Below are 18,898 nucleotides of genomic sequence, written 5' to 3'. Positions count from 1 at the left end.
ACGGTTTGGACCATGTCAGGTCTCCTGTTTTGACGAGCGCGGCTCGTTTAGCGGTTGACCCAATTGGGCTTGCGTTTCTCGGCAAAGGCTTGCACGCCTTCTTTGAAATCCTCGGTCTGGGCCAGATCTTTCAGTACCTCGCGCGAATGCTCCATGCTTTCGCCAAAGCCCTCGATCTGGGCCATTCGGTTCAACACACGTTTGGTGGCCTTTACAGACGACGGTGACACGCTGCAGATGTCATCCGCCAGTGCCATCGCGCGGGTCATCAGATCGTCATGCGGGACAACTTCGTTCACGCAACCCAGTTTCAAGGCTTCGTCCGCGTCAACGGTGCGGCCGGTAATCATCATCTCTTGCGCCGCGAGGCGGCCGATATAGCGGCTCAGACGCTGCACGCCGGACGCGGCGGCGAAAAAGCCGACTTTCACTTCGGGCAAGGCGAATTTTGCGCGGTCCGAAGCCAGAATGATGTCGCAGCTCAGTGCGGTTTCAAACCCGCCGCCCATGGCAAAGCCGTTAACGGCTGCGATGACCGGCTTTTCCAGATCATAGCGCATGGCCAGCCCGGCAAACCCGGTCTCGGGGATCGGTTGCGGGCCATGTTTGGCGGTGAATTTCAGGTCGTTGCCTGCCGTGAACGCCTTATCCCCTGCGCCGGTCAGAACGGCGACCCATTGATCCTCGGCGGCGGCAAACTTGTCCCAGCAATCGGCCATTTCGTGATGCATCGGGGCATGGACGGCATTGTAAACCTCGGGGCGGTTCATGGTGACCAGCAGGACATTGCCCCGTTGTTCGGTGGTGATGAATTCGTATGACATGATGTCTCCTTCAGACGCGTGCGGTTTTCAGACCACCGGTGTCAATTTCAGTAAATTTCCCACCTTCGGCAGCCAGCTTTCGCAGCATCTCCGCAGGCGCAAAGTCAGGGTCTTCAGCCCCCAGTTTTTCCATGACCTCCAGCACTTTGGCCGCGCCGATCATGTCGCCGTAATACATCGGGCCGCCCTTGTCCGCAGGCCAGCCATAGCCGTTGATCCAGACCACATCGACATCCGACGGGCGCTGTGCCTTGTTTTCCTCAAGGATCTTCAACGCCTCATTGATCATCGGGCAGATGCAGACGTCGATTATGTCGTCCTGCGACATTTGCGAAGGCTCTGCCCCGGTAATGTCAGTGATGATTTTCGCGGTTTCTTCCGACGGAACAGGCGTGCGGTTTTCGTCGTAGTCATAGTACCCGGCCTTGGTTTTCTGGCCCCGGCGGTCCAGTTCGCACAGAGCGTCACGGATCGGATTGTCGGTTGTGGCCCCCTTTGACCAGCCGATGTCCAGCCCGGCTAGGTCCGCCATTTGAAACGGTCCCATCTTGAAGCCAAAAGCGTTCAGTGCCGCATCGACATCCCATGGCATCACGCCGCGATAGACCAGCTTCATCGCCTGATCCTGTCGTTTGAACAGCATCCGGTTGCCGACAAACCCCGGGCAGACCCCGACGACAACAGCAATCTTGTTGATCTCAAGCGCGACATCCAGACAGGTGGCCAGAACATCCTGTGCTGTGTGTTCCGCCCGGACGATTTCCAGCAGCTTCATCACATTGGCAGGCGAGAAAAAGTGCAATCCGATAACGTCTTGGGGGCGGCTGGTCACTGAGGCAATCTCGTCAATGTCCAGCGCCGAGGTGTTGGTGGCCAAAATCGCGCCCGGTTTCATGATCCGGTCCAGATCGGTGAAGATTTTGCGCTTCAGCCCCATGTCCTCGAACACGGCTTCGATCACCAAATCGCAGTCTGCCAGATCCTCCAATGAGAGGCAGCCGTCGTATCGCGCCATGCGAATGTCGACCTCGGACTGAGGGAACCGGCCCCGGTCGGCGCTGCGCTGATAGTTGCTGCGCACCACGGAAAGGCCGCGGTCCAGCGCCACTTGTTGGGTGTCGACGATCTTTACATCATAGCCTACGGTGGCAAAATTCATGGAGATGCCCCCGCCCATTGTGCCTGCACCTATGATGCCGACGGTCTTTACCGGGCGTCTGGGGGTTGCGGTGTCGATATCCGGTACGTTCCAGGCAGCCTTACCAGCCGAGGCGTGATACGCAACGAGGGTGTCTTGGGTATTCATGCATCTGTTCCATTTAATGACTTTATACACTGAGCGCGCAACGCGCGCCGGTCGAGCTTGTCTGTGGCACCCCGCGGCAGGGGGTCTGAGTGCAACCACAAGTGTTCCGGAATTTTGAATGTGGCGATGTGTTTCGCCAGATAATCCTGAATTTCCTGCGCGGTTGCGTGATAACCGGCGCGCAACTGAACACCGGCCCCGACGACTTCGCCCAATCTTTTGTGCGGTATGGAAAACGCGCAGGCTTCGGCCACCGCAGGATGTTTGTGCAGCGCGCCTTCGACATCCAGGCAGGCGATGTTTTCGCCCCCGCGGATGATGATATTCTTTTTGCGATCCACGATAGTGACAAAGCCGTCTGCGTCGATAAACCCCAGATCGCCAGAGCGCAGCCAGCCTTCGTTCAGAACCTCGGCGGTGGCCTCGGGCTTGTTCAGATAACAGCGCATGATCGTGGGGCTTTTGATAGTGATCTCTCCGACCTCGCCCGCCGGCACGTCCCGCCCTTCATCGTCTAGGAAGCGCAGTTCCTGCACCGGCGGATACAACCGACCCGCCGATCCGGGGCGGGCGACATAGTCTTCCCCAGCTGTGCCCATGCCGAGTGCGTTAGTCTCGGTCATGCCCCATCCGGTTGCGATTTGAGCAGCCGGAAAAACCTGAGCCAGCTCCCCCACCTGCGGCGGAGGCCGCTTTGCGCCACCCGAGTTAATGAAGTCCAGCGTTTCAAGGGGCTGACCCATTCGCACAGCGGCCTCCATCAGGTCGTGGGTTTGGGTCGGAACACCCAGAAACCGGGTGATCTGTTCTTCCTGTATTAACTGAACGGCGCGGTCAGTGTCCCATTTCTCCATCACCACAAGCTTGGCGCCGGACGGGATCGAAAACAGAAAGACAGGATGAGTTGCAGTGACGTGGAATAGCGGCGTCACCACTAATGTGGCCGGGCGCAGCGGTGCAGGGTCATCTGCGGCAGGGGGGGTAACCAGCGGGGCCGCAGTCATGACCATCGACCAGGAAAACACCGCGCTCATCGCGCCGCGATGGGTCAGAACAACCCCCTTGGGGTGGCCGGTTGTCCCCGAAGAATACATGATCCCCATGTCGTCATCGGTGTCGATGTCGACCTGCGGCCAGCTATCATCTGAACTGGCGTCCAGCAGCGAGGCATAGTTGATCGGTGTCAGGTCACCGCCATCGCGCACCCCGATCACCTGAATATCCCTTTCGGCTTGCAATGGTAGCAGACGTTCGACCCTTATCCGATCGCCGAAAACGATCTTTGCGCCGCTGTCTTGCAGGGCATAGACCAACTCTTCCGTGGTCCACCAGCCATTCAAAAAGACAGTCACCGCACCGATTGACGCGATCGCTGTGAACAGAAACAGAAACTCGGGGCAATTGCGCATTGCGATGGCGACTGGCTGCCCCTTGCGCACCCCAAGTTCGGTTGTAAGGGCGTGCGCTATTCTGTTTGTTTCCGAGCAGAACTCGTCATAAGTCCAGCGTTCTTCGCCAAACACCAGATAATCCGCCGTGCCGTCGCCTTGATCGGCCCGGCTGAGTTGCATAAGGGCGCGGATGTGACCGGGGATGTTCTTGAATACGCGGGTCTCGACCCCACGAATCCGGGCTTGGGACAGCTCGTAAATCGGTTCATTTGCGATCAGGTAGTGCACGGCCTGTTCGGGCGTCATAGCCGAGGTTCCGTCACTGCCGTGCGCATAGTCTTTCAGCCACGCATCAACCGCGCCTGTCAAAATCAAAGCGATATCCTCCCATGCGCGTGGCATCCCATTGGGCAGAACCACGACTCCTCCCTCAAGGATGTTAGAGCGGTTTCTTAGCTGTGCCAAGACCGCTGTACGGAACAATGTTCCGCAAAAGTGATATTTCCCGGTTTTGCGATTGTGACGCTGACTTTTTGCGCTGGGCAGTTAGTCGACCCCTTTTCACACAGCGGCGATCTGCCTGTCGAAGGGCATGACATGCATCATGCAGGTCGCAATGGGTCGATGGTAAAGGGAGCAAGTTTTGTTGACATCAAGGTAGGCTTGATGGGATGATGATCATCATGCAGATGCGGCTGAATGGCAACATTTCCAAGCAATTGCGATACGAAGAACAAGAGGCCAGACCATGAAAAATGAGTGCTATTGCGTGACGGAACACCAGGCGCCACTGCAGAAAATCGTGCAGGATCTGCCCGAGTTGGAAGGGGACGAGGTGCTGTTGAAGGTGCGTGCCTCGGGCGTGTGTCACTCTGATCTGCACTTCTGGGAAGGTGGCTATGATCTGGGCGACAACCAAGAGATGAATTTGTCCGATCGGGGCGTAAAGCTTCCCTTGACGATGGGTCATGAGATTGTCGGTGAGCTGGTCGCGTTGGGTCCCGAAGCGCAGGGTTTGGCGCTGGGCGAAAGCTATCTGGTCTATCCCTGGCTGGGGTGTGGCACCTGCGAAACCTGCGCAAAGGATCAAGAGAATTTGTGCCCCAATGCACCGCGGGCCCTTGGGATATTCACCCCCGGCGGCTATGCGCAATACGTGGTGGTGCCGCGCGCCAAATATTGTCTGACGCTTGGCGACCTGGACCCGGCAGAGGCCGCGCCTTTGGCCTGTTCCGGGGTGACCACTTATAGCGCGCTTAAGAAATTCGGGGACGATATCCGCGACACGCCGGTGGTGATCCTGGGTGCGGGTGGACTTGGGCATATGGCGCTTCGGGTGATCCGTGCTCTTGGTGGCAAGGGGGCCGTTTTCGTCGATCTTGACGAGGCAAATCGCCACGCCGTGCTTGAGGCCGGGGCGCTTGCGGCCATTGATGGCAATGCGCCCGATGCGGACGAGCAGATCAAAGCCGCCACAGGGGGAGGGGCCTGTTGGTCATGGACTTGGTGGGCGCCGAGGCCACGATTAATCTGGGGTTGGCCGCCGCGCGTAAGGGCGTTCGGATCGTTGTGGTGGGATTGTTTGGCGGTCAGTTGAAAATCCCCACCGTCTATTTCCCAATACGCGCCATGGCGGTGATCGGTTCATATGTGGGCAATCTGAACGAACTGTCCGAACTGCTTGAGTTGGCCAAATCAGGCAAGTTGAGCTTGGCACCTGTGACGCGCCGCCCATTACAGGACGCCAACGACGCGCTGATGGATCTGAAAGACGGGAAGGTTATCGGTCGGGTCGTCCTGACCCCATGAAAGCGGTCTGAACGCGACCCGCAGTTTGAAAGCAAAGCAGGCCTTGGAGCCGGATTTCATTGATAGGTATTGGGAGGTGCCGAGCAGGTGGACGCGGATTAAATCATTGTTGGGGCAGGTTCAGCGGGCTGTGTGTTGGCCAACCGGCTGACTGCTGACCCAAAAAACAAGGTCATATTGCTGGAGGCCGGGGGCAAGGATAACAGCCCCTTCATTCATGCGCCTGCGGGCTTTGTGAAAATGCTTCGAAATGAGAATTATAACTGGTGCTATTCAACCGAACCTGATCCCGGCTTAAACGGGCGGCGGCTTTTCTGGCCGCGCGGCAAGACGCTTGGGGGGTCATCGTCGATAAACGGGTTGCTATACGTGCGCGGGCAGCCGTCCGATTATGACCGTTGGCGGCAATTGGGCAACGAAGGCTGGGGCTGGGAAGATGTCCTGCCGCTGTTCAAAGCCACCGAAGGGCGCGAGGAAGGTGCTGAGGATCAATACGACTCTGACCTGCGGGGTAGCGACGGCGAAATGACGGTCAGCACCCCTCGTTCGCGCCATCCGCTGAGTGAGAAATGGGTCGAATCTGCAATTGCAGCGGGTTACCCGTATAACCCTGACCACAATGCAGAGCGGCAGGAAGGGGTCGGCCTTTTTCAGACAACCATCGCCTATGGCAAACGTCATTCGACGGCGAATGCGTTTCTGAAACCGATCAGGTCGCGCCCCAATTTGCGTGTGATCACGCATGCCCATGTGCAGCACGTGGACCTGGATGGCAAACGCTGTACAGGCATCACCTACAAGGATCGCTCGGGTAGATTGGTGTCGCTTAGGGCCGGGCGCGAGGTGATCTTGTCGGCCGGGTCGATCGGGTCGCCTCAGATACTTATGCTGTCGGGGATTGGAAATCCCGATCACTTGTCTGAAAACGGCGTGCAGCTCCGTCACGAGCTTCCGGGTGTGGGGCAGGCGATGCAGGATCATCTACAGGCCAAGATGGTGCATCGGATGTCGGTGCCCACATATAACCGCGAAGGTAAGTCGCTGATGCGTCAGGCGGCCATCGCCGCCCAATACTATTTCGTGGGCCGGAACGGGCCTTTGTCGATGCCAGCGGCGGATGCTACCGCTTTTCTGAAAACGCACCCTGATCTGGAAACGCCAGACATTCAGTTTCACGTGCAGCCCTTTTCTTATGATGCGGAAGGGAACCTGCATGACTTTTTCGGCTTCACTTCAACCGTCTGCCAGTTGCGTCCCGAAAGTCGTGGGCAGATTCTGTTAAATGGTCCTGACCCTGCCACTTATCCCAAAATTCACCCCAACTATCTGTCTACGGAAACCGATTGCCGTACGTTGGTCGAAGGAATTCGCATCGCCCGCACGATTGCGGCGCAGTCACTCTTGGCGAGCCATATCGCGTCTGAGTTTTTGCCGGGCAGCGCGATAGAAAGCGACGATTACGACGCGATGCTGGACTGGGCGCGCGGTCACGCTGTGACGATCTTCCATCCGTCAGGGACCTGTAAAATGGGACCGGGGCCGGATGCAGTTGTGGATGCCAAGTTGAAGCTTCACGGGATTGCAGGATTGCGGGTTGTCGATTGTTCGATCATGCCCGAGCTGACCTCGGGCAATACCAATGCCCCGACGATTATGATCGCAGAGAAAGCCAGCAGAATGATATTGGCCGGATAGCAGGCAAAAGACGTCAAAGTATGAACGAGCAAAAATTCAGAATCTCAAAGCATTATGAGCCGATAAAAGCCACCGACCTGCGCGGCTACGGGGTGCCGGAACCTTGGAATTTCGGGGTAGGTTTTCGGGCGACGTTCGGGGATTTGGATGCGCAGAACCATGTCTCGAACGTGAAATACCTGCGTTGGATCGAGGCGTTCCGCATGGCCTATCTGCGCGCCTACGGTTGGCCGGAATATGCGACGCCGGGGGCCAATCTGATGGTGATCCGACGGTTTCAGATCGACTATCTCAAGCCAGTTCATCTGGATGACGATGTGATCGTGACGGGGCGCACTGTGCAGGTCGGCCGCTCTAGCTGCACGATGGGGTATGCGATCTGGGGGAATGGCCAGATTGCAACCGCTTCGGCGGTGTTGGTTTTTCTGGATCAGCACGGGACAAAGTCGGACCTTCCAGGAACGTTGCGCCCGCTCATGATCGAATGGGACGGGGCGCAACCCCGCTAGGGCAGTGGTCAACGGGGCATGGGAATGCCCCTGTGACCGCATTGCGCGGCTGAGGGCGGTTAGCTTTTGTCATTCCCGACTGTCTGCCGATGCAAGAGTCGACCTAAACGACTACTTCCGCTTTACCACGTTTCCACGCTTGGTCGTATCTGCGTCTCAAACATCCACGCGTCTTTGGGCTGTTTCCAAAGCTGGATATAGGTCTTTGCCACGGACGCGGGATCCATCAGAACCCGGTCTTCCGGGTTGCCTCCGCGGGCGGCGATCATTTCGCGCACCCATTGGGTATCAACGCCGGAATCAATGACCAGATGCGCCACATGGATGCCTTTGGGCATCAATTCACGGGCGGCGCATTCAGCGACGGCGCGGATGCCAAACTTGGCGCTGGCAAAGGCGGCAAAGCCTGGATTGCCGCGCAACCCGGCGGTGGCACCAGTGAAAAAGATATTGCCGGTTCCGCGTGGCAGCATCGCTTTGGCGGCTTCGCGCCCGGTTAGAAAACCGGCGTAGCAGGCCATTTCCCAAACTTTGCGGAAAACCCGTTCCGTGGTTTCTGTGAATGGGAAATTCACATTCGCGCCGACGTTGAAGATGCAAACTTCGATCGGGCCAACCTCTTCGGCGGACTTGATGAAGTCGATGACCTGATCTTCGTCCCTGGCATCCAGACTTTTGCCGATTATTCGGCCTCCGGCGGCTGTGACCTCATCCACCAACGGTTGCAGTTTATCCCCGTTGCGCCGACCGGCGATCACAGTAAAGCCTTCGGCGGCGAAGGCCTTGCAGATGGCCGCGCCGATGAAATCACCGGCTCCAACCACGACAACAGTTTCTGCTCTTTGTTCCATAAGGAGTGTCCTTCTTTAGGGTAGGTCGGCTGACCCAAATGCATGTGTCAGTTATCCAGACCGGCCAGATGCTGTTCCAGATCGCGGATACGATCCTTTCCGAAATAGATTTCCCCGTCATAGTGAAAGGTCGGTGCACCAAAATCACCAGCGGAAACAGCCATTTCCGTGTTCGAGATCAGTTGGGTTTTGACTTCGGGGTCTTGTATCAGTGCGAACAGGGGTTCGGCTTCTAGCCCGCCATCTGTCAGCCAGCGCGACAGCACCTCAGGGTCGCCAAGGTTCTGTTCGAACTGCCACATGCCGCGAAAGACGCGTTCCATGTACAGCTCAAAAACACCCAACCGTTGCGCCGCAATGCAGCCGCGCATCAGTTGCAGGGTGTTGATCGGGAAATAGGGGTTGAATGAGAACTCATCGACGATTCCGTTGCGTTCGGTAAAGCGCAACAGGTCGCGCCGTTCGTACCGCAGCTTGTTCTCGATCCCGGCGTTGGTTTCACCCGGTGCCCGGTTGCCAGTGGCGCGGAAGATACCGCCCAATAGCACCGGCACATAGGTGAACGTCGCGCCATAGGTCTGCGCGAGACCGGGTATTAAGAGATGCGCTAGGTAAGAGTTCGGGCTGCCAAAATCGAAGTGAAAGGCGACGTGCTTCTGCATCAATCTTTCCTTTTGAAAGTGGTCTACGGATAGGTCGGGCGCTTTCAGATCGCGGTCAGCCCGCCATCAATGGCCAAAGTGGTCCCGGTGATCATGCTGCCTGCGTCCGAGCAATAAAGCAGCGCCGCCCCCTTAAGATCTTCGCTGCCGCCAATCCGCCCCAGCGGGTTCTGCGCCGCGACGTTTTCGCGCCCCAGCGCATCCAGCGTTCCCGCGGTCATCTTGCTTTCGAACATGCCCGGGGCCAGCGCATTCACCGTTATTCCATGCTCACCCCACTCGTGGGCCAATGCGCGGGTCAGGTTCACAACAGCCGCCTTCGAAGTGTTGTAAGCCACAATTCCCTTGTTGCCCTTTAGCCCAGCAATCGACGCCAGGTTCAGTATCCGGCCGTTGCCATTCGGGATCATCGAGTCTCTTGCGATTAGCTGGCTAAGGCGAAACACAGAGCGGACGTTAAGGTCCATCAGCTTGTCCCAGGCTTCCATCGCATGATCGACTGCGGGGCTTCCCCAAGTGGCCCCGGCATTGTTGACAAGGATATCGACCCGACCAAGCTTTGCTATGGACTGATCTGACAATGCCACAAGGTCATCGTCCTTACGATTATCCGCCACGATGTAGTCCACACTGATCCCGCGCGCTTCGAGATGCGCCTTGGCATCCTGCAAATCCGTTTCCTTGCGGGACGAGATCACCAATCGCGCGCCGTTGTCACCCAGCACTTCGGCGATCTGCAGACCCAGCCCGCGTGACCCCCCGGTTATCAGGGCGGTCTTGCCACTCAGGTCGAAAAGCTCATTTGCCTTGGTCATCTTTCTTTCCTTCTTCGCCAGATTGTATCAGCGGGCAGTTTCATCGGCCCCTTGCGTAGAGGTGTTTAGAATTCCGATCTTCGTCAGCTCGCAGTCGAACCCCTAATGGCCGGAATTCGTTTTTACCTTACGAAAACCCCTGCCAGCCCCGTATCCTTTGCATCAAGCGCGCCATTACGGTTCCGGTGCTGCCCCGGCAGCCGGGCGCGTTCGTTTCAACGGCCTTTAAAGACGGCCTCGCGCCGTTCCACGAATGACGCTATGCCTTCGCGCATATCCTCGGTCGCAAGCATACGGTCGCGAAGCTCTGGAATGCAGGCAATCGCAGCCTGTTCCCCGTGTTCAATAAATTTGCGTCCAGCCACTTTCATGGCCTGAATGCCAAGCGGAGCGTTTCGGCAGATCGTTTCCGCAATCTCCATTGCGCGCGTGGTTTCATGCCCCTTGGCTACAACCTCTTGGACCAGCCCGATGCGATGGGCTTCTTCCGCGCTGAACTCGTCGCATAGCATCAGGTGGTACATGGCGTTTCCCCAACCGGCGCGGCTGATGTATCGGAAGTGCGCGCCACCGAAAGGAGCAATGCCGCGCTTTGATTCCAATTGGCAAAACCGGGTGTCATCGGCGGCAACGGCGATGTCTCCGGCCAGCATCATTTCGATTCCGATTGTGAAGCATATCCCTTTTACGGCCGTGACAATCGGCTTGCTACACTGTCTTTGCAGGCCAAACGCATCAACGTTTCCCTCGGGAATATCTGGGGGTGTGCTGTTGGGGCCGAAGAACTTTGGCATATCCAGCCCCGCTGTAAAATCTTCGCCTTCTGCGCAGATCACCCCTGCCCATAGGTCGGGTGTTTGCTCTAGCAGGGTCAGGGCGTCTGACAATTGTTCCATCATCTGCGGATGAAAGGCGTTTTTCTTTGCCGGGTTGTCGATCGTGATCTTTAGCACACGGCCTTGGACCTCGTGCCTGACTTTGCCCTGAATATCCTGCATTTCGTCATCCTCCCCTGCCGTTCAAACAAGGCTGTCAATCGGCCTTGTCTCAGCTTTTTCAGAATGACGGTCATCATGCAGATGTCAAGTCCACTGTCCGGTAAGCCGTATGTGGACTGGCGATTTAAGATTATCAATGTCATGCAGAACCCAAGTGGAGCCCAGTGGCTAACGGGCTTGTGCCAAAGGCGGTGAACCGCACAAGATGCAGAAAGGGGGCTTCGATCAAGAATGACGCGGCTCAGTTGCGTTTACGCCGCAATAGCGATTCCTGGGCTGTACTTGCGACCAGTTTGCCGTCTTCGGAAAAGATCATGCCGCGGGCCAGTCCACGGCCGCTGCCCGTCCAGGGGCCATCCATCGCGTAAAAGTGCCAATCCTGTAAACGGGCAGGTGCGTGAAGCCAGATCGCGTGATCCAGACTGGCGCCTTGCGCTGTGTTCTGCGACCAGCTCAACCCGTGGGCGCGCAAACCTACGCTCATCAAACCCATATCGGACGCATAGGTCAGATAAAGCTGCTGCAGGCTGGCATTGCTGTTCTCGGCGGCGGGTATCCGAAACCAAAACCCGTGCCGATCGCTGCCAGGTACGGGATTTGCCTCATTCCTGGGATCGACGTCGAGAATTTCGAACTGTGTTTGGTGGATGCGCCTGTTGTCTGCTTCGGCTGAGCCATTTGCGGAACGGGCGGTCGCGGTGCTTTGGTCCGGGGCGCAATCCTGTGGCCCCGGAGCGTCCGGTTTTTCGTGCTGATAGTCCCAGCCCTCATCGGGCACATGGAAAGACCCTGTGAAATTCAGGATTTGCTGGTCGCCCTGCGTGGCGATCACCCGTCGCGTGCTGAACGATCCACCATCCCGCGCATTTTCAACCCGGAAGATCAATGGTTGGTTCGGATCACCCGCGCGCAGGAAATACGAGTGGATAGAATGGCAGCGACGCTCTGCCGACACGGAATGGCGTGCAGCGGCTAGGCATTGGGCAATGACCTGCCCTCCAAATAGGCGCGTCGGCACGGCATCGCCGGAAAAGGCAGCCGCGCGAAACAAGTCAGGCCCAACTTGTTCTGGCTGTAATATATCCGCCAGAGAAGGCATTTGCGTCATTTTGGCCCCCGGTGGGATAAGTGGCAAAAGCGCGGATCAGAAATAGGATAGCCCTAGCCACTCCGCGACTAGCGCGGGCGAGTCTTTACCTTCGATTTCGACCGTGACGTTCATTCGGGTTTGGATGGATCCATCGTCCCTGTCCGTCAGCCCAGCAAGGTGAAAACGTCCACGAATACGTGCGCCTGCGGGCACCGGCGAAACAAATCGAATCTTATCGAAACCGTAATTCACACCCATCGTGCGACCAGCGATCTTTGGGACGCCGTTCTGCACCAGTGGCACCAATAGTGACAGCGACAGAAATCCATGCGCAATCGTGCCGCCAAAAGGTGTTTCTGCGGCCCGGTCCGGGTCTATGTGAATGAATTGGTGATCGTCGGTGGCATCTGCAAACTTGTCGATCCGCGCCTGATCCACCGTAAGCCAGTCTGACACGCCAAGCTCTTTGCCGACCCGGCCGCGATAGGCGTCTAGGCTGACTTCCAAAGATGTCTCTTTCATTGTTGTGCCACCACCAGAAAGTCCTTGCGGGTTCCGTTGTAAAGGGCGTCAACAGTGTCTGCGCGGCGTTTGAGAACTTGGCGCTGGTTGACGTAGCCTTTGTCGTTGATTTCGTTTTCCGACAGCGACGGTGGCTCGGCCAGGATGCCAATTGCGCGCACTTGCCGGCTGGAGCCGCCATTGTTCTGGTTCCACCGATCCAAGGCCTGTTGCACCTGTTCAAGGTCTTCAGGAGCAGGTTCAATAAGTGCACCGTCCACCCGTGTTGCACGTGCGCGGGCCGCATCGTTCAGCCAGACCATCGCGACGATATGCGCGCGGCCTTCGCCGACAACAACCGTGTCGCGCACCAGCCCACCACATTCTAAATTCAATCCCGTTCGGATCGCGCCAACCTGAACAAATGTACCGCTGTCGAGCTTGAAATCTTCGCTGACCCGTCCGGCATAACGCAGGTCATTTGCGATGTTGTCGATGTCTTCAAAGCGGATCGCGTCACCGGTGATGAAGAACCCCTCATCGTCGAAAAGTCGTTTGTTCAGTTCGGGCTGATCTACATAGCCGGGAAAGACATTCGGTCCCTTGATCCGCAGCTCGTAACGGTCGTCGCTGAGTGAGATCAGTTTGATTTCAACTTCTGGCACAGGCATTCCGATACGCCCAACCCCGTCATATGGCCAATGGACCGTCGTGACAGAAGGCGCTGCTTCGGTCATGGCAAATCCACCCGATAGCGGAATTCGGCGGCCCCGATACGTCATGGCCAGTTTTTGCAGCCGTTCATAGGTTTCGCCGGGGAATCCCGCTCCGCCGTAATGTACGAAAGTCAGGTTCGAAAAGAACGCTTCGGCCAGCTCGGTATCCTGTTCCATTGCGTCCAACAACATGCCGTATGCCAAGGGCACGTTCGAGAAATTGGTTGGTTTCACCTCGCGGATAGCGGTCAAGCTGCGTTCAAAATCCGGCCCGGATACTGGACGGCCCGAGTCGATATAAAGCGCTGATGCGTGAAACAGCATTTCGTGCAGGATGTGATTGCCCCCGAACGTATGGTGCCACGGCAGCCAGCATAGCCGTCGACGTTGGGCGTGAGGAATGCGGATTCCAATCCTTTGCGACATGGCGATATTTGCGCACATCATGCGCTGTGTGTTGATCACACCCTTGGGGTTGCCTGTCGAGCCAGAGGTGAAAAGGATCTTGCCAACGGTTTCTTCGGTCACGGCTGCGTGGGCAGCGGCAACAGCTTCGGTAACCTTGGTGCCCAGCAACTCGGCGACGTCAGTATCACCGGGTCTGGGATGTTCGGACACCAGCTCGCATCCGTTCAGATCAAGCTTGTCCAATGCAGCGGACAGCGTTTGGGCGTCATCAACAAAAAAGAGTTTCGCTTTGGACTGCGCAAATGTGCTTTGCAGACGGGGAAAAGCCTCCGAGAATTTTGCATAGCTTGGCGAGATCGACGCAGCGGTAATGCCGGCCATCATTGCCCCGAACAGGATCTGAGCGTGGATAATGCTGTTGCGCGACAGGACGGCTATGCAATCTCCTTGCTTTAAACCACGGTTGAGCAAAGCTTGCGCGATGGCCTCGCAATTCGCCTTTAGCTGCCGAAAAGTTGGCCCATCCCACCCCTGTGGCCCGCGTTCAGCAAGCGAAAGGCGGTCGGGGTGTGCGCTGGCGGCTGCAAACAGATAGTCGATGACACTGGTTGGATAGTCCGGCAGCTTGTAATCTTGGCGAAGGTAAATGGCGTCGTTACCACGCCGCAGGACAGGTTTTGCCGGAAAATAGGTCAAGGGGCCAAAGACCGGATCGTCATGTGTTTCGATCCCGAGGGACGGGTCAAGTGTGGCGTTAGTCGTTGTGTCGGTGATCACGGCATGTCCTGATTTTAGAATCCTCGGGGTCAGGCCGCGTGGCGTTTGGCAATCTGAAATCGCCGCCGGGCCGCTTAGTCTGTAACGGATTGTGTATGATAGACATCATGCAAGTCAATGGGTGCCGGAAGATCGCGTGAAAACTGGACCACACTGGGGATTTCTGTATTATGACTCCAATGCAGATTGACCCAGTTAGTGGTCGTCGACGCACTAACTGGGGCAATGGATTTCGAAGGCCAGCATCAATGGGGTACTCTCAAGCGCAAAAGGAACGTCATCGCGAGGAGATCCTTTCGAACGCAGGTGAACAACTGCGCAGCGGTGGGTTTTCAGCGATTAATGTCGTGTCTTTGATGAACTCCGTAGGATTGACGCATGGCGGGTTCTACGGCCATTTTGAAAACAAGGAAGACCTGCTGGATCAGGCGCTTGAACGCGCGTTGCGAGAAGGTCGTTTGACCCAAAAGCTTAATGCAAGTCCGAAAAAGCCATCCTTTGCGCGCTATGTTGGTAGCTATGTCAGCCCCAAACATCGCGACCTAAAAAGCAGTGGCTGCGCGATCCCCGCGCTTGTGTCGGATGTCTCACGCAGGCCCAAGGCGTCGCGGGACATCATGCAAACTCATATTGATGGCTTCATAAACACCGTCGCCGATTATCTTGACGGGGATCGCAGCAAGGCAAATTTGGCGGTGGCGGCTATGGTCGGTTCGATTGCGTTGTCCCGGGTCATGACAGACGATGCCAAAGCTTCTGAGATGCTCAAAGCAACCAAGGCCTATTTGCTGACGCTTGAGGACGACGAAGAACAAGGCTGATCCCAGCTTCCATGCAGTCCGCGCCGTCAACAGCTCTGTAGATTGTTCAATAGGGTTGGTGGTCCTGACTCAGCAATCTGTCGCAAAATGTTCCCCATTCATGCATTTTTGCATCGTAAGTATTGGTTCTTTGCGGTTCTCATGATCAGCCTGCCTGCCATACCCTAAGGTCTGACACATTCCGTTGGGAGGGCGGGCCATCATGAGTTCACACACGCAACGCAAACCGGTAGCCTTGGCCGTCGGTGCCGGAGACGGGATTGGTGCGGCTTTTGCCAGAAAATTTGCCCGGAGCGGTTATAGCGTCGTGGTTGCGCGTCGGGACGCGGGTAAATCCGAAGACCTTATCAATAAACTTGCGGCCGAGGGCCATAGTCTGCAGGCGGTTTCGCTTGATGCTCGTGATCCAGAACAAATTTCCGCGCTTTTTGACAAGGTTGAACAAGAGGTTGGGGAAATTGAGGTGGTCCTGTTTAATGCAGGGTCGAATTCTCCGTTTCCCTTCATTGAAACCGACCCTGTTATCTTTCGCAAAATCTGGGAGTTGGCCTGTTTCGGCGGTTTCCTGACCATGCGCGAAGCCGCAGCCCGCATGGTGCCGCGCGGCAAAGGAACGATTTTGGTGACCGGCGCCTCGGCCAGCTTGCGTGGCAAGGCTGGGTTTGGTGCGTTTGCCAGTGCCAAGCATGGGTTACGCGCGCTTGCGCAAAGCCTAGCGCGTGAGATTGGCCCCAAAGGTGTTCACGTGGTGCATCTGGTGATTGATGCAGGGGTTGATATGCCTGCCATTCACGAACGCCGTCGCAAGAAATTTGGTGACGACCACGTGGATGAAGAGAATATTCTGGTCAAACCTGACAGCGTAGCCGAGGCTTTCCATACACTTGTAAAGCAGCCCAAGGATGCATGCTGACATGCGGATCGCGCGGGAAGAGATCTTTGGACCGGTGCTTGCGATGATGAAGTTCTCGGACGAAGCAGACGCGGTGCAGATGACCAATGATACCGAGTTCGGGTTGGCAAATTACGTCCAGACCTCCGATGCTGAAAAGCTGAAGCGCGTCTCGCGCCGCCTGCGCTCTGGAATGGTTGAGGCCAATGGCGTACGCCGTGGGGCAGGGGCCCCATTTGGCGGGATGAAGCAATCGGGCAATGGTCGCGAAGGCGGAACATTCGGCATGGAGGACTTTCTCGAGGTGAAAGTCGTATCGGGCTGGTCCTGACCCAATTGTGCAGTCGAGGTGTGGATTTCGGTCCACCCCTCGGTCGTGGATTTATTATTGAGACCCACCAACGACGCGACATTTGTTTCTGAGGGTTTTCGACAGGTGGTTAGCCGTTTTGCGCGCTTTGGTCCAATTCGCGCAGCAATAGAATTGTAAACTCTTCATTTTGCTCAAAATGCAAAGTTTCTACGCCATAGCCTTCGCCCCCGATCTCGGCCACGGTATTCTGAACCAATTGGGCTGCAGTTTGAATGTCCTCAGATACTAGAAAGTGATTTGACCAAAACAAGACCGGGCACCCGTTAGGCGTATCCATCACCGCCGTCACATGAGATCGAAACTGCGGGCTTGCAATCGAAGCCTCAATCTTTCCTCTGGGGATTTTTAGCCATTTTCGATGAGCGGGCTGAGACAGGTAATACCCGTAAAACCGTTCGGGATCGTCCTCGGTAAAATACGGCACATCGAACCAAACTATGGGCAGAGCGGCGGCGGCACAGCCATCAATGCTGGCGATGTAGTGGCTCGTCTGCTTCCAGGGGCCTTCAGCTTTGTCCCCGGACAGCATGCCGGCCGCCATAGTTACAATAATCGCCAGCGCGATAAATGCTTTCGACAGTTGGTGAAAAATGGCGGTTTCAGGATAGTCTTCAGTCAACCGGAATAAATACTCTACCAGATACACGACACCAATCCAAAACACGGGTGCCAAAACCGTAAACAAGCGGAAAGACAGCATGGGTACAAAGAATATTGTTACAACAATGCCCAAACCTATTGTTAAGGCAATTATTGAAAAATTGAACAACAAACCGCTCACAAAGTCTGGTCCGAGGGCAGCGCGTGGAATTGCTCGTTTTGATCGCTGGAGCAATAGCACAACTAAAATACAAGCCAACCATAGACTTGCCGCAACAACAGGTGGGGATACCAAGGAATCTGCACCCTTCAAGACCTGCTGAAGAATGAAGTCGAAGTTCGCTTCGAACCAGGTATTGTCTATTTCAACTACGAACTGGGGCAGATGCCACGACAACAATAGCGATGTGAAAAGCAAAACGGTCAAACCCAAGACCGCGACAACCATTCTGTGGCGCAAAGTTCTGCAGCTCAACAACAGCAGTCCGAATACCGCCCCGGAAATCAATATTGAATAGTAGTGGAAGGTGCTTGCAACATTGCAGGCGACCGCCAACGCCACCAACCCTTGGATAGGCAAATGACCAGTGCTTAGCTTTTCTCGGCAACGAAGTGCCAAAAATATGATGACGCTTAGGATCAAAAAAAGAGCGGAGTAGGATCGAGCGTTTTGTGAGCTAAAGAGCCAAACCCCTGATGTTGCCGCGACGGCCACACCAACAAGTCTGGCTACAGGTCTGACCGACGGACCGGGGGCCAAGTAAATTACCGCCAGTGCCATGCATCCGAGAACAGCGGAGTATCCCCGCGCTATCAATTCAAATTGACCTGGGAATGTCTTCAGTACCCACCACAATGTCAGGTAAAATCCGGGTGGGTGCACATCCTGTGCTGCCCTTTCAAAAAATGCCTGCAAGCTGGGGAGTTCAGGATCAGAAAAATACGCTGAAAAAAGCTCGTCAACCCAAAGCGATTTTTCGGCCAACCCCACAAAGACCCAAAATATTGAAACCGCGATAACGGATACACAAGCAACACTTAAAAACTTCATCAAATCATTCGCTTTAAACAAATATCATCTGACCGTAGCATATTCCAATATTTAACATACTGTTGCGAGATATAATCTTGGATTTAAAAGAACATCAGGCCTTGGGCGATCGTGCCGATGACCATTGGTACTATACAGCCAAAGCGAACGTTATCACACAGCATTTTGGCAACCGACCTCACGAGGTACTTGATGTCGGCGCTGGGCTGGGTTGGTTCAGCAAGTGGCTGCTAAGCAACAATTATGCGGATAGCGCAATTTGCGTCGATCCCGGATACGAGGATGAAACTGAAGACCGGCTGCCGAACGGCACATCCATTCAGTTTGTTCGAAGCCTCGACCACTCGAGCGCAGATCTTGTCCTGATGATGGACGTTCTGGAACACGTCGACGACGACGTCGCTCTGCTGAGTGAATATTGGAAGAAAGCCCGTCCTGGCACAGTATTCATCATAACCGTACCCGCTTTCGAATTCTTGTGGAGCGCTCATGATGAATTTTTGGAGCATCGGCGCAGATATACGATCCAGAGCTTAACGAAGACTATTCGCGCCGTAAAAGCTGAACCCGAAGCGATACATTATTATTATGGAGCAATCTTTCCGGCGGCTGCGCTGGTGCGCTTGGCGACCCGTGGGCGCGAGGCGAACAGATCGGATATGAAACCTCTTCCTGACGCCTTGAACGGTATCTTGAAGAGTGTCTGCAAAATAGAGCGTTTCGTAATGAAAGCAAACCGCCTCGCGGGCCTGACTGTGGTTGCGAAACTCGTCAAACCTGTCACCTGAGGGTCTATGCTATGCACGGAA

18 protein-coding genes and 1 pseudogene are annotated in these 18,898 nt (G+C 55.9%); 8 read left to right on the top strand and 11 right to left on the bottom strand.

The genetic code is table 11. The features are described 5' to 3' along the window. Positions 1-47 precede the first annotated feature (47 nt). From GOX75_RS12015 to GOX75_RS12005, 3 genes are read right to left on the bottom strand one after another with little or no spacing between them, the layout of a single operon-like run. Positions 48-824, bottom strand: coding sequence for an enoyl-CoA hydratase-related protein (locus tag GOX75_RS12015; RefSeq protein WP_171123389.1), 777 nt, complete (start codon positions 822-824; stop codon positions 48-50). A 10-nt stretch (positions 825-834) separates the two neighbouring features. Next, positions 835-2,130 carry a 3-hydroxyacyl-CoA dehydrogenase gene (locus GOX75_RS12010; protein ID WP_171123387.1) on the bottom strand — a complete coding sequence of 432 codons (1,296 nt, stop codon included), beginning with the start codon at positions 2,128-2,130 and terminating at the stop codon, positions 835-837. Beyond that, positions 2,127-3,941: a class I adenylate-forming enzyme family protein gene (locus GOX75_RS12005; protein ID WP_371808172.1), complete on the bottom strand. Its 1,815-nt coding sequence runs from the start codon at positions 3,939-3,941 to the stop codon at positions 2,127-2,129. Before GOX75_RS12005 ends, GOX75_RS12010 begins: the two co-directional genes overlap by 4 nt. A 349-nt stretch (positions 3,942-4,290) precedes the next feature. Between GOX75_RS12005 and GOX75_RS12000 the strand changes: the two genes are divergently transcribed. The 4 genes from GOX75_RS12000 (at position 4,291) to GOX75_RS11990 (ending at position 7,534) form a co-directional block, all read left to right on the top strand. Continuing rightward, complete coding sequence (locus GOX75_RS12000; RefSeq protein ID WP_217354429.1) at positions 4,291-5,118, top strand: alcohol dehydrogenase catalytic domain-containing protein; 828 nt, start codon at positions 4,291-4,293, stop codon at positions 5,116-5,118. After that, positions 5,019-5,330 (top strand): zinc-binding dehydrogenase, encoded by a 312-nt coding sequence (locus GOX75_RS20240; RefSeq protein WP_217354428.1) that lies wholly within the window; start codon positions 5,019-5,021, stop codon positions 5,328-5,330. Before GOX75_RS12000 ends, GOX75_RS20240 begins: the two co-directional genes overlap by 100 nt. Before the next feature lie 102 nt (positions 5,331-5,432). After that, the gene (locus GOX75_RS11995; protein WP_371808177.1) at positions 5,433-7,025 is read left to right on the top strand and encodes a GMC family oxidoreductase; all 1,593 of its coding nucleotides are present in this window, start codon (positions 5,433-5,435) and stop codon (positions 7,023-7,025) included. Positions 7,026-7,045: 20 nt separating this feature from the next. Then, on the top strand, positions 7,046-7,534 hold the full coding sequence (locus GOX75_RS11990) for a thioesterase family protein (protein WP_171123385.1): 489 nt from the start codon (positions 7,046-7,048) through the stop codon (positions 7,532-7,534). A 122-nt stretch (positions 7,535-7,656) separates the two neighbouring features. On the opposite strand, the gene GOX75_RS11985 is transcribed toward GOX75_RS11990, so the two are convergent. From GOX75_RS11985 to GOX75_RS11955, 7 genes are all read right to left on the bottom strand, one after another. Then, complete coding sequence (locus GOX75_RS11985) at positions 7,657-8,385, bottom strand: SDR family NAD(P)-dependent oxidoreductase (protein ID WP_171123383.1); 729 nt, start codon at positions 8,383-8,385, stop codon at positions 7,657-7,659. Between the two features lie 47 nt (positions 8,386-8,432). Beyond that, on the bottom strand, positions 8,433-9,047 hold the full coding sequence (locus GOX75_RS11980; RefSeq protein WP_171123381.1) for a 2-hydroxychromene-2-carboxylate isomerase: 615 nt from the start codon (positions 9,045-9,047) through the stop codon (positions 8,433-8,435). Positions 9,048-9,091: 44 nt separating this feature from the next. Further along, entirely contained in the window at positions 9,092-9,862 is a 771-nt protein-coding gene (locus tag GOX75_RS11975; protein ID WP_171123379.1) for an SDR family oxidoreductase, read from the bottom strand. 215 nt (positions 9,863-10,077) lie between these two features. After that, complete coding sequence (locus GOX75_RS11970; protein ID WP_171123377.1) at positions 10,078-10,860, bottom strand: crotonase/enoyl-CoA hydratase family protein; 783 nt, start codon at positions 10,858-10,860, stop codon at positions 10,078-10,080. A 241-nt stretch (positions 10,861-11,101) separates the two neighbouring features. After that, the gene (locus GOX75_RS11965) at positions 11,102-11,968 is read right to left on the bottom strand and encodes an acyl-CoA thioesterase II (RefSeq protein ID WP_171123375.1); all 867 of its coding nucleotides are present in this window, start codon (positions 11,966-11,968) and stop codon (positions 11,102-11,104) included. Positions 11,969-12,004: 36 nt separating this feature from the next. Next, positions 12,005-12,472 carry a MaoC family dehydratase gene (locus GOX75_RS11960; protein ID WP_171123374.1) on the bottom strand — a complete coding sequence of 156 codons (468 nt, stop codon included), beginning with the start codon at positions 12,470-12,472 and terminating at the stop codon, positions 12,005-12,007. Next, positions 12,469-14,352, bottom strand: coding sequence for an AMP-binding protein (locus GOX75_RS11955; RefSeq protein ID WP_171123372.1), 1,884 nt, complete (start codon positions 14,350-14,352; stop codon positions 12,469-12,471). The genes GOX75_RS11960 and GOX75_RS11955 overlap by 4 nt, the downstream gene beginning before the upstream one ends. 248 nt (positions 14,353-14,600) lie before the next feature. Between GOX75_RS11955 and GOX75_RS11950 the strand changes: the two genes are divergently transcribed. From GOX75_RS11950 to GOX75_RS11940, 3 genes and pseudogenes are all read left to right on the top strand, one after another. Then, a complete protein-coding gene (locus tag GOX75_RS11950) occupies positions 14,601-15,173 on the top strand; it encodes a TetR/AcrR family transcriptional regulator (protein WP_171123370.1) in 573 nt (190 codons plus the stop codon). 202 nt (positions 15,174-15,375) lie between these two features. Next, positions 15,376-16,086, top strand: a complete 711-nt coding sequence (locus tag GOX75_RS11945) for an SDR family NAD(P)-dependent oxidoreductase (RefSeq protein WP_171123368.1) — start codon at positions 15,376-15,378, stop codon at positions 16,084-16,086. Beyond that, positions 16,082-16,396, top strand: a pseudogene (locus GOX75_RS11940) (aldehyde dehydrogenase family protein); the annotation flags it as partial. The gene GOX75_RS11945 and the pseudogene GOX75_RS11940, both read left to right, overlap by 5 nt. 109 nt (positions 16,397-16,505) lie before the next feature. On the opposite strand, the gene GOX75_RS11935 reads toward GOX75_RS11940, so the two are convergent. Then, positions 16,506-18,089: a hypothetical protein gene (locus GOX75_RS11935; RefSeq protein WP_171123364.1), complete on the bottom strand. Its 1,584-nt coding sequence runs from the start codon at positions 18,087-18,089 to the stop codon at positions 16,506-16,508. A gap of 77 nt (positions 18,090-18,166) precedes the next feature. On the opposite strand from GOX75_RS11935, the gene GOX75_RS11930 reads away from it, so the two are divergent. Beyond that, the gene (locus GOX75_RS11930) at positions 18,167-18,877 is read left to right on the top strand and encodes a methyltransferase domain-containing protein (protein ID WP_171123362.1); all 711 of its coding nucleotides are present in this window, start codon (positions 18,167-18,169) and stop codon (positions 18,875-18,877) included. Positions 18,878-18,898: the final 21 nt, after the last annotated feature.

The organism is Ruegeria sp. HKCCD7251 (assembly GCF_013031165.1).
GTDB lineage: Bacteria > Pseudomonadota > Alphaproteobacteria > Rhodobacterales > Rhodobacteraceae > Ruegeria.
The sequence above is the reverse complement of the archived record's forward strand: the minus strand, read 5'-3'. Positions and strand labels throughout refer to the sequence as shown.

Excerpts from the sequence above, each read along its gene's own strand:
- GOX75_RS12015 (WP_171123389.1), bottom strand. The coding sequence starts at position 824 with ATGTCATACGAATTCATCACCACCGAACAACGGGGCAATGTCCTGCTG.
- GOX75_RS12010 (WP_171123387.1), bottom strand. The coding sequence starts at position 2,130 with ATGAATACCCAAGACACCCTCGTTGCGTATCACGCCTCGGCTGGTAAG.
- GOX75_RS20240 (WP_217354428.1), top strand. The coding sequence starts at position 5,019 with ATGGACTTGGTGGGCGCCGAGGCCACGATTAATCTGGGGTTGGCCGCC.
- GOX75_RS11990 (WP_171123385.1), top strand. The coding sequence starts at position 7,046 with ATGAACGAGCAAAAATTCAGAATCTCAAAGCATTATGAGCCGATAAAA.
- GOX75_RS11985 (WP_171123383.1), bottom strand. The coding sequence starts at position 8,385 with ATGGAACAAAGAGCAGAAACTGTTGTCGTGGTTGGAGCCGGTGATTTC.
- GOX75_RS11980 (WP_171123381.1), bottom strand. The coding sequence starts at position 9,047 with ATGCAGAAGCACGTCGCCTTTCACTTCGATTTTGGCAGCCCGAACTCT.
- GOX75_RS11975 (WP_171123379.1), bottom strand. The coding sequence starts at position 9,862 with ATGACCAAGGCAAATGAGCTTTTCGACCTGAGTGGCAAGACCGCCCTG.
- GOX75_RS11970 (WP_171123377.1), bottom strand. The coding sequence starts at position 10,860 with ATGCAGGATATTCAGGGCAAAGTCAGGCACGAGGTCCAAGGCCGTGTG.
- GOX75_RS11965 (WP_171123375.1), bottom strand. The coding sequence starts at position 11,968 with ATGACGCAAATGCCTTCTCTGGCGGATATATTACAGCCAGAACAAGTT.
- GOX75_RS11960 (WP_171123374.1), bottom strand. The coding sequence starts at position 12,472 with ATGAAAGAGACATCTTTGGAAGTCAGCCTAGACGCCTATCGCGGCCGG.
- GOX75_RS11950 (WP_171123370.1), top strand. The coding sequence starts at position 14,601 with ATGGGGTACTCTCAAGCGCAAAAGGAACGTCATCGCGAGGAGATCCTT.
- GOX75_RS11945 (WP_171123368.1), top strand. The coding sequence starts at position 15,376 with ATGAGTTCACACACGCAACGCAAACCGGTAGCCTTGGCCGTCGGTGCC.
- GOX75_RS11935 (WP_171123364.1), bottom strand. The coding sequence starts at position 18,089 with ATGAAGTTTTTAAGTGTTGCTTGTGTATCCGTTATCGCGGTTTCAATA.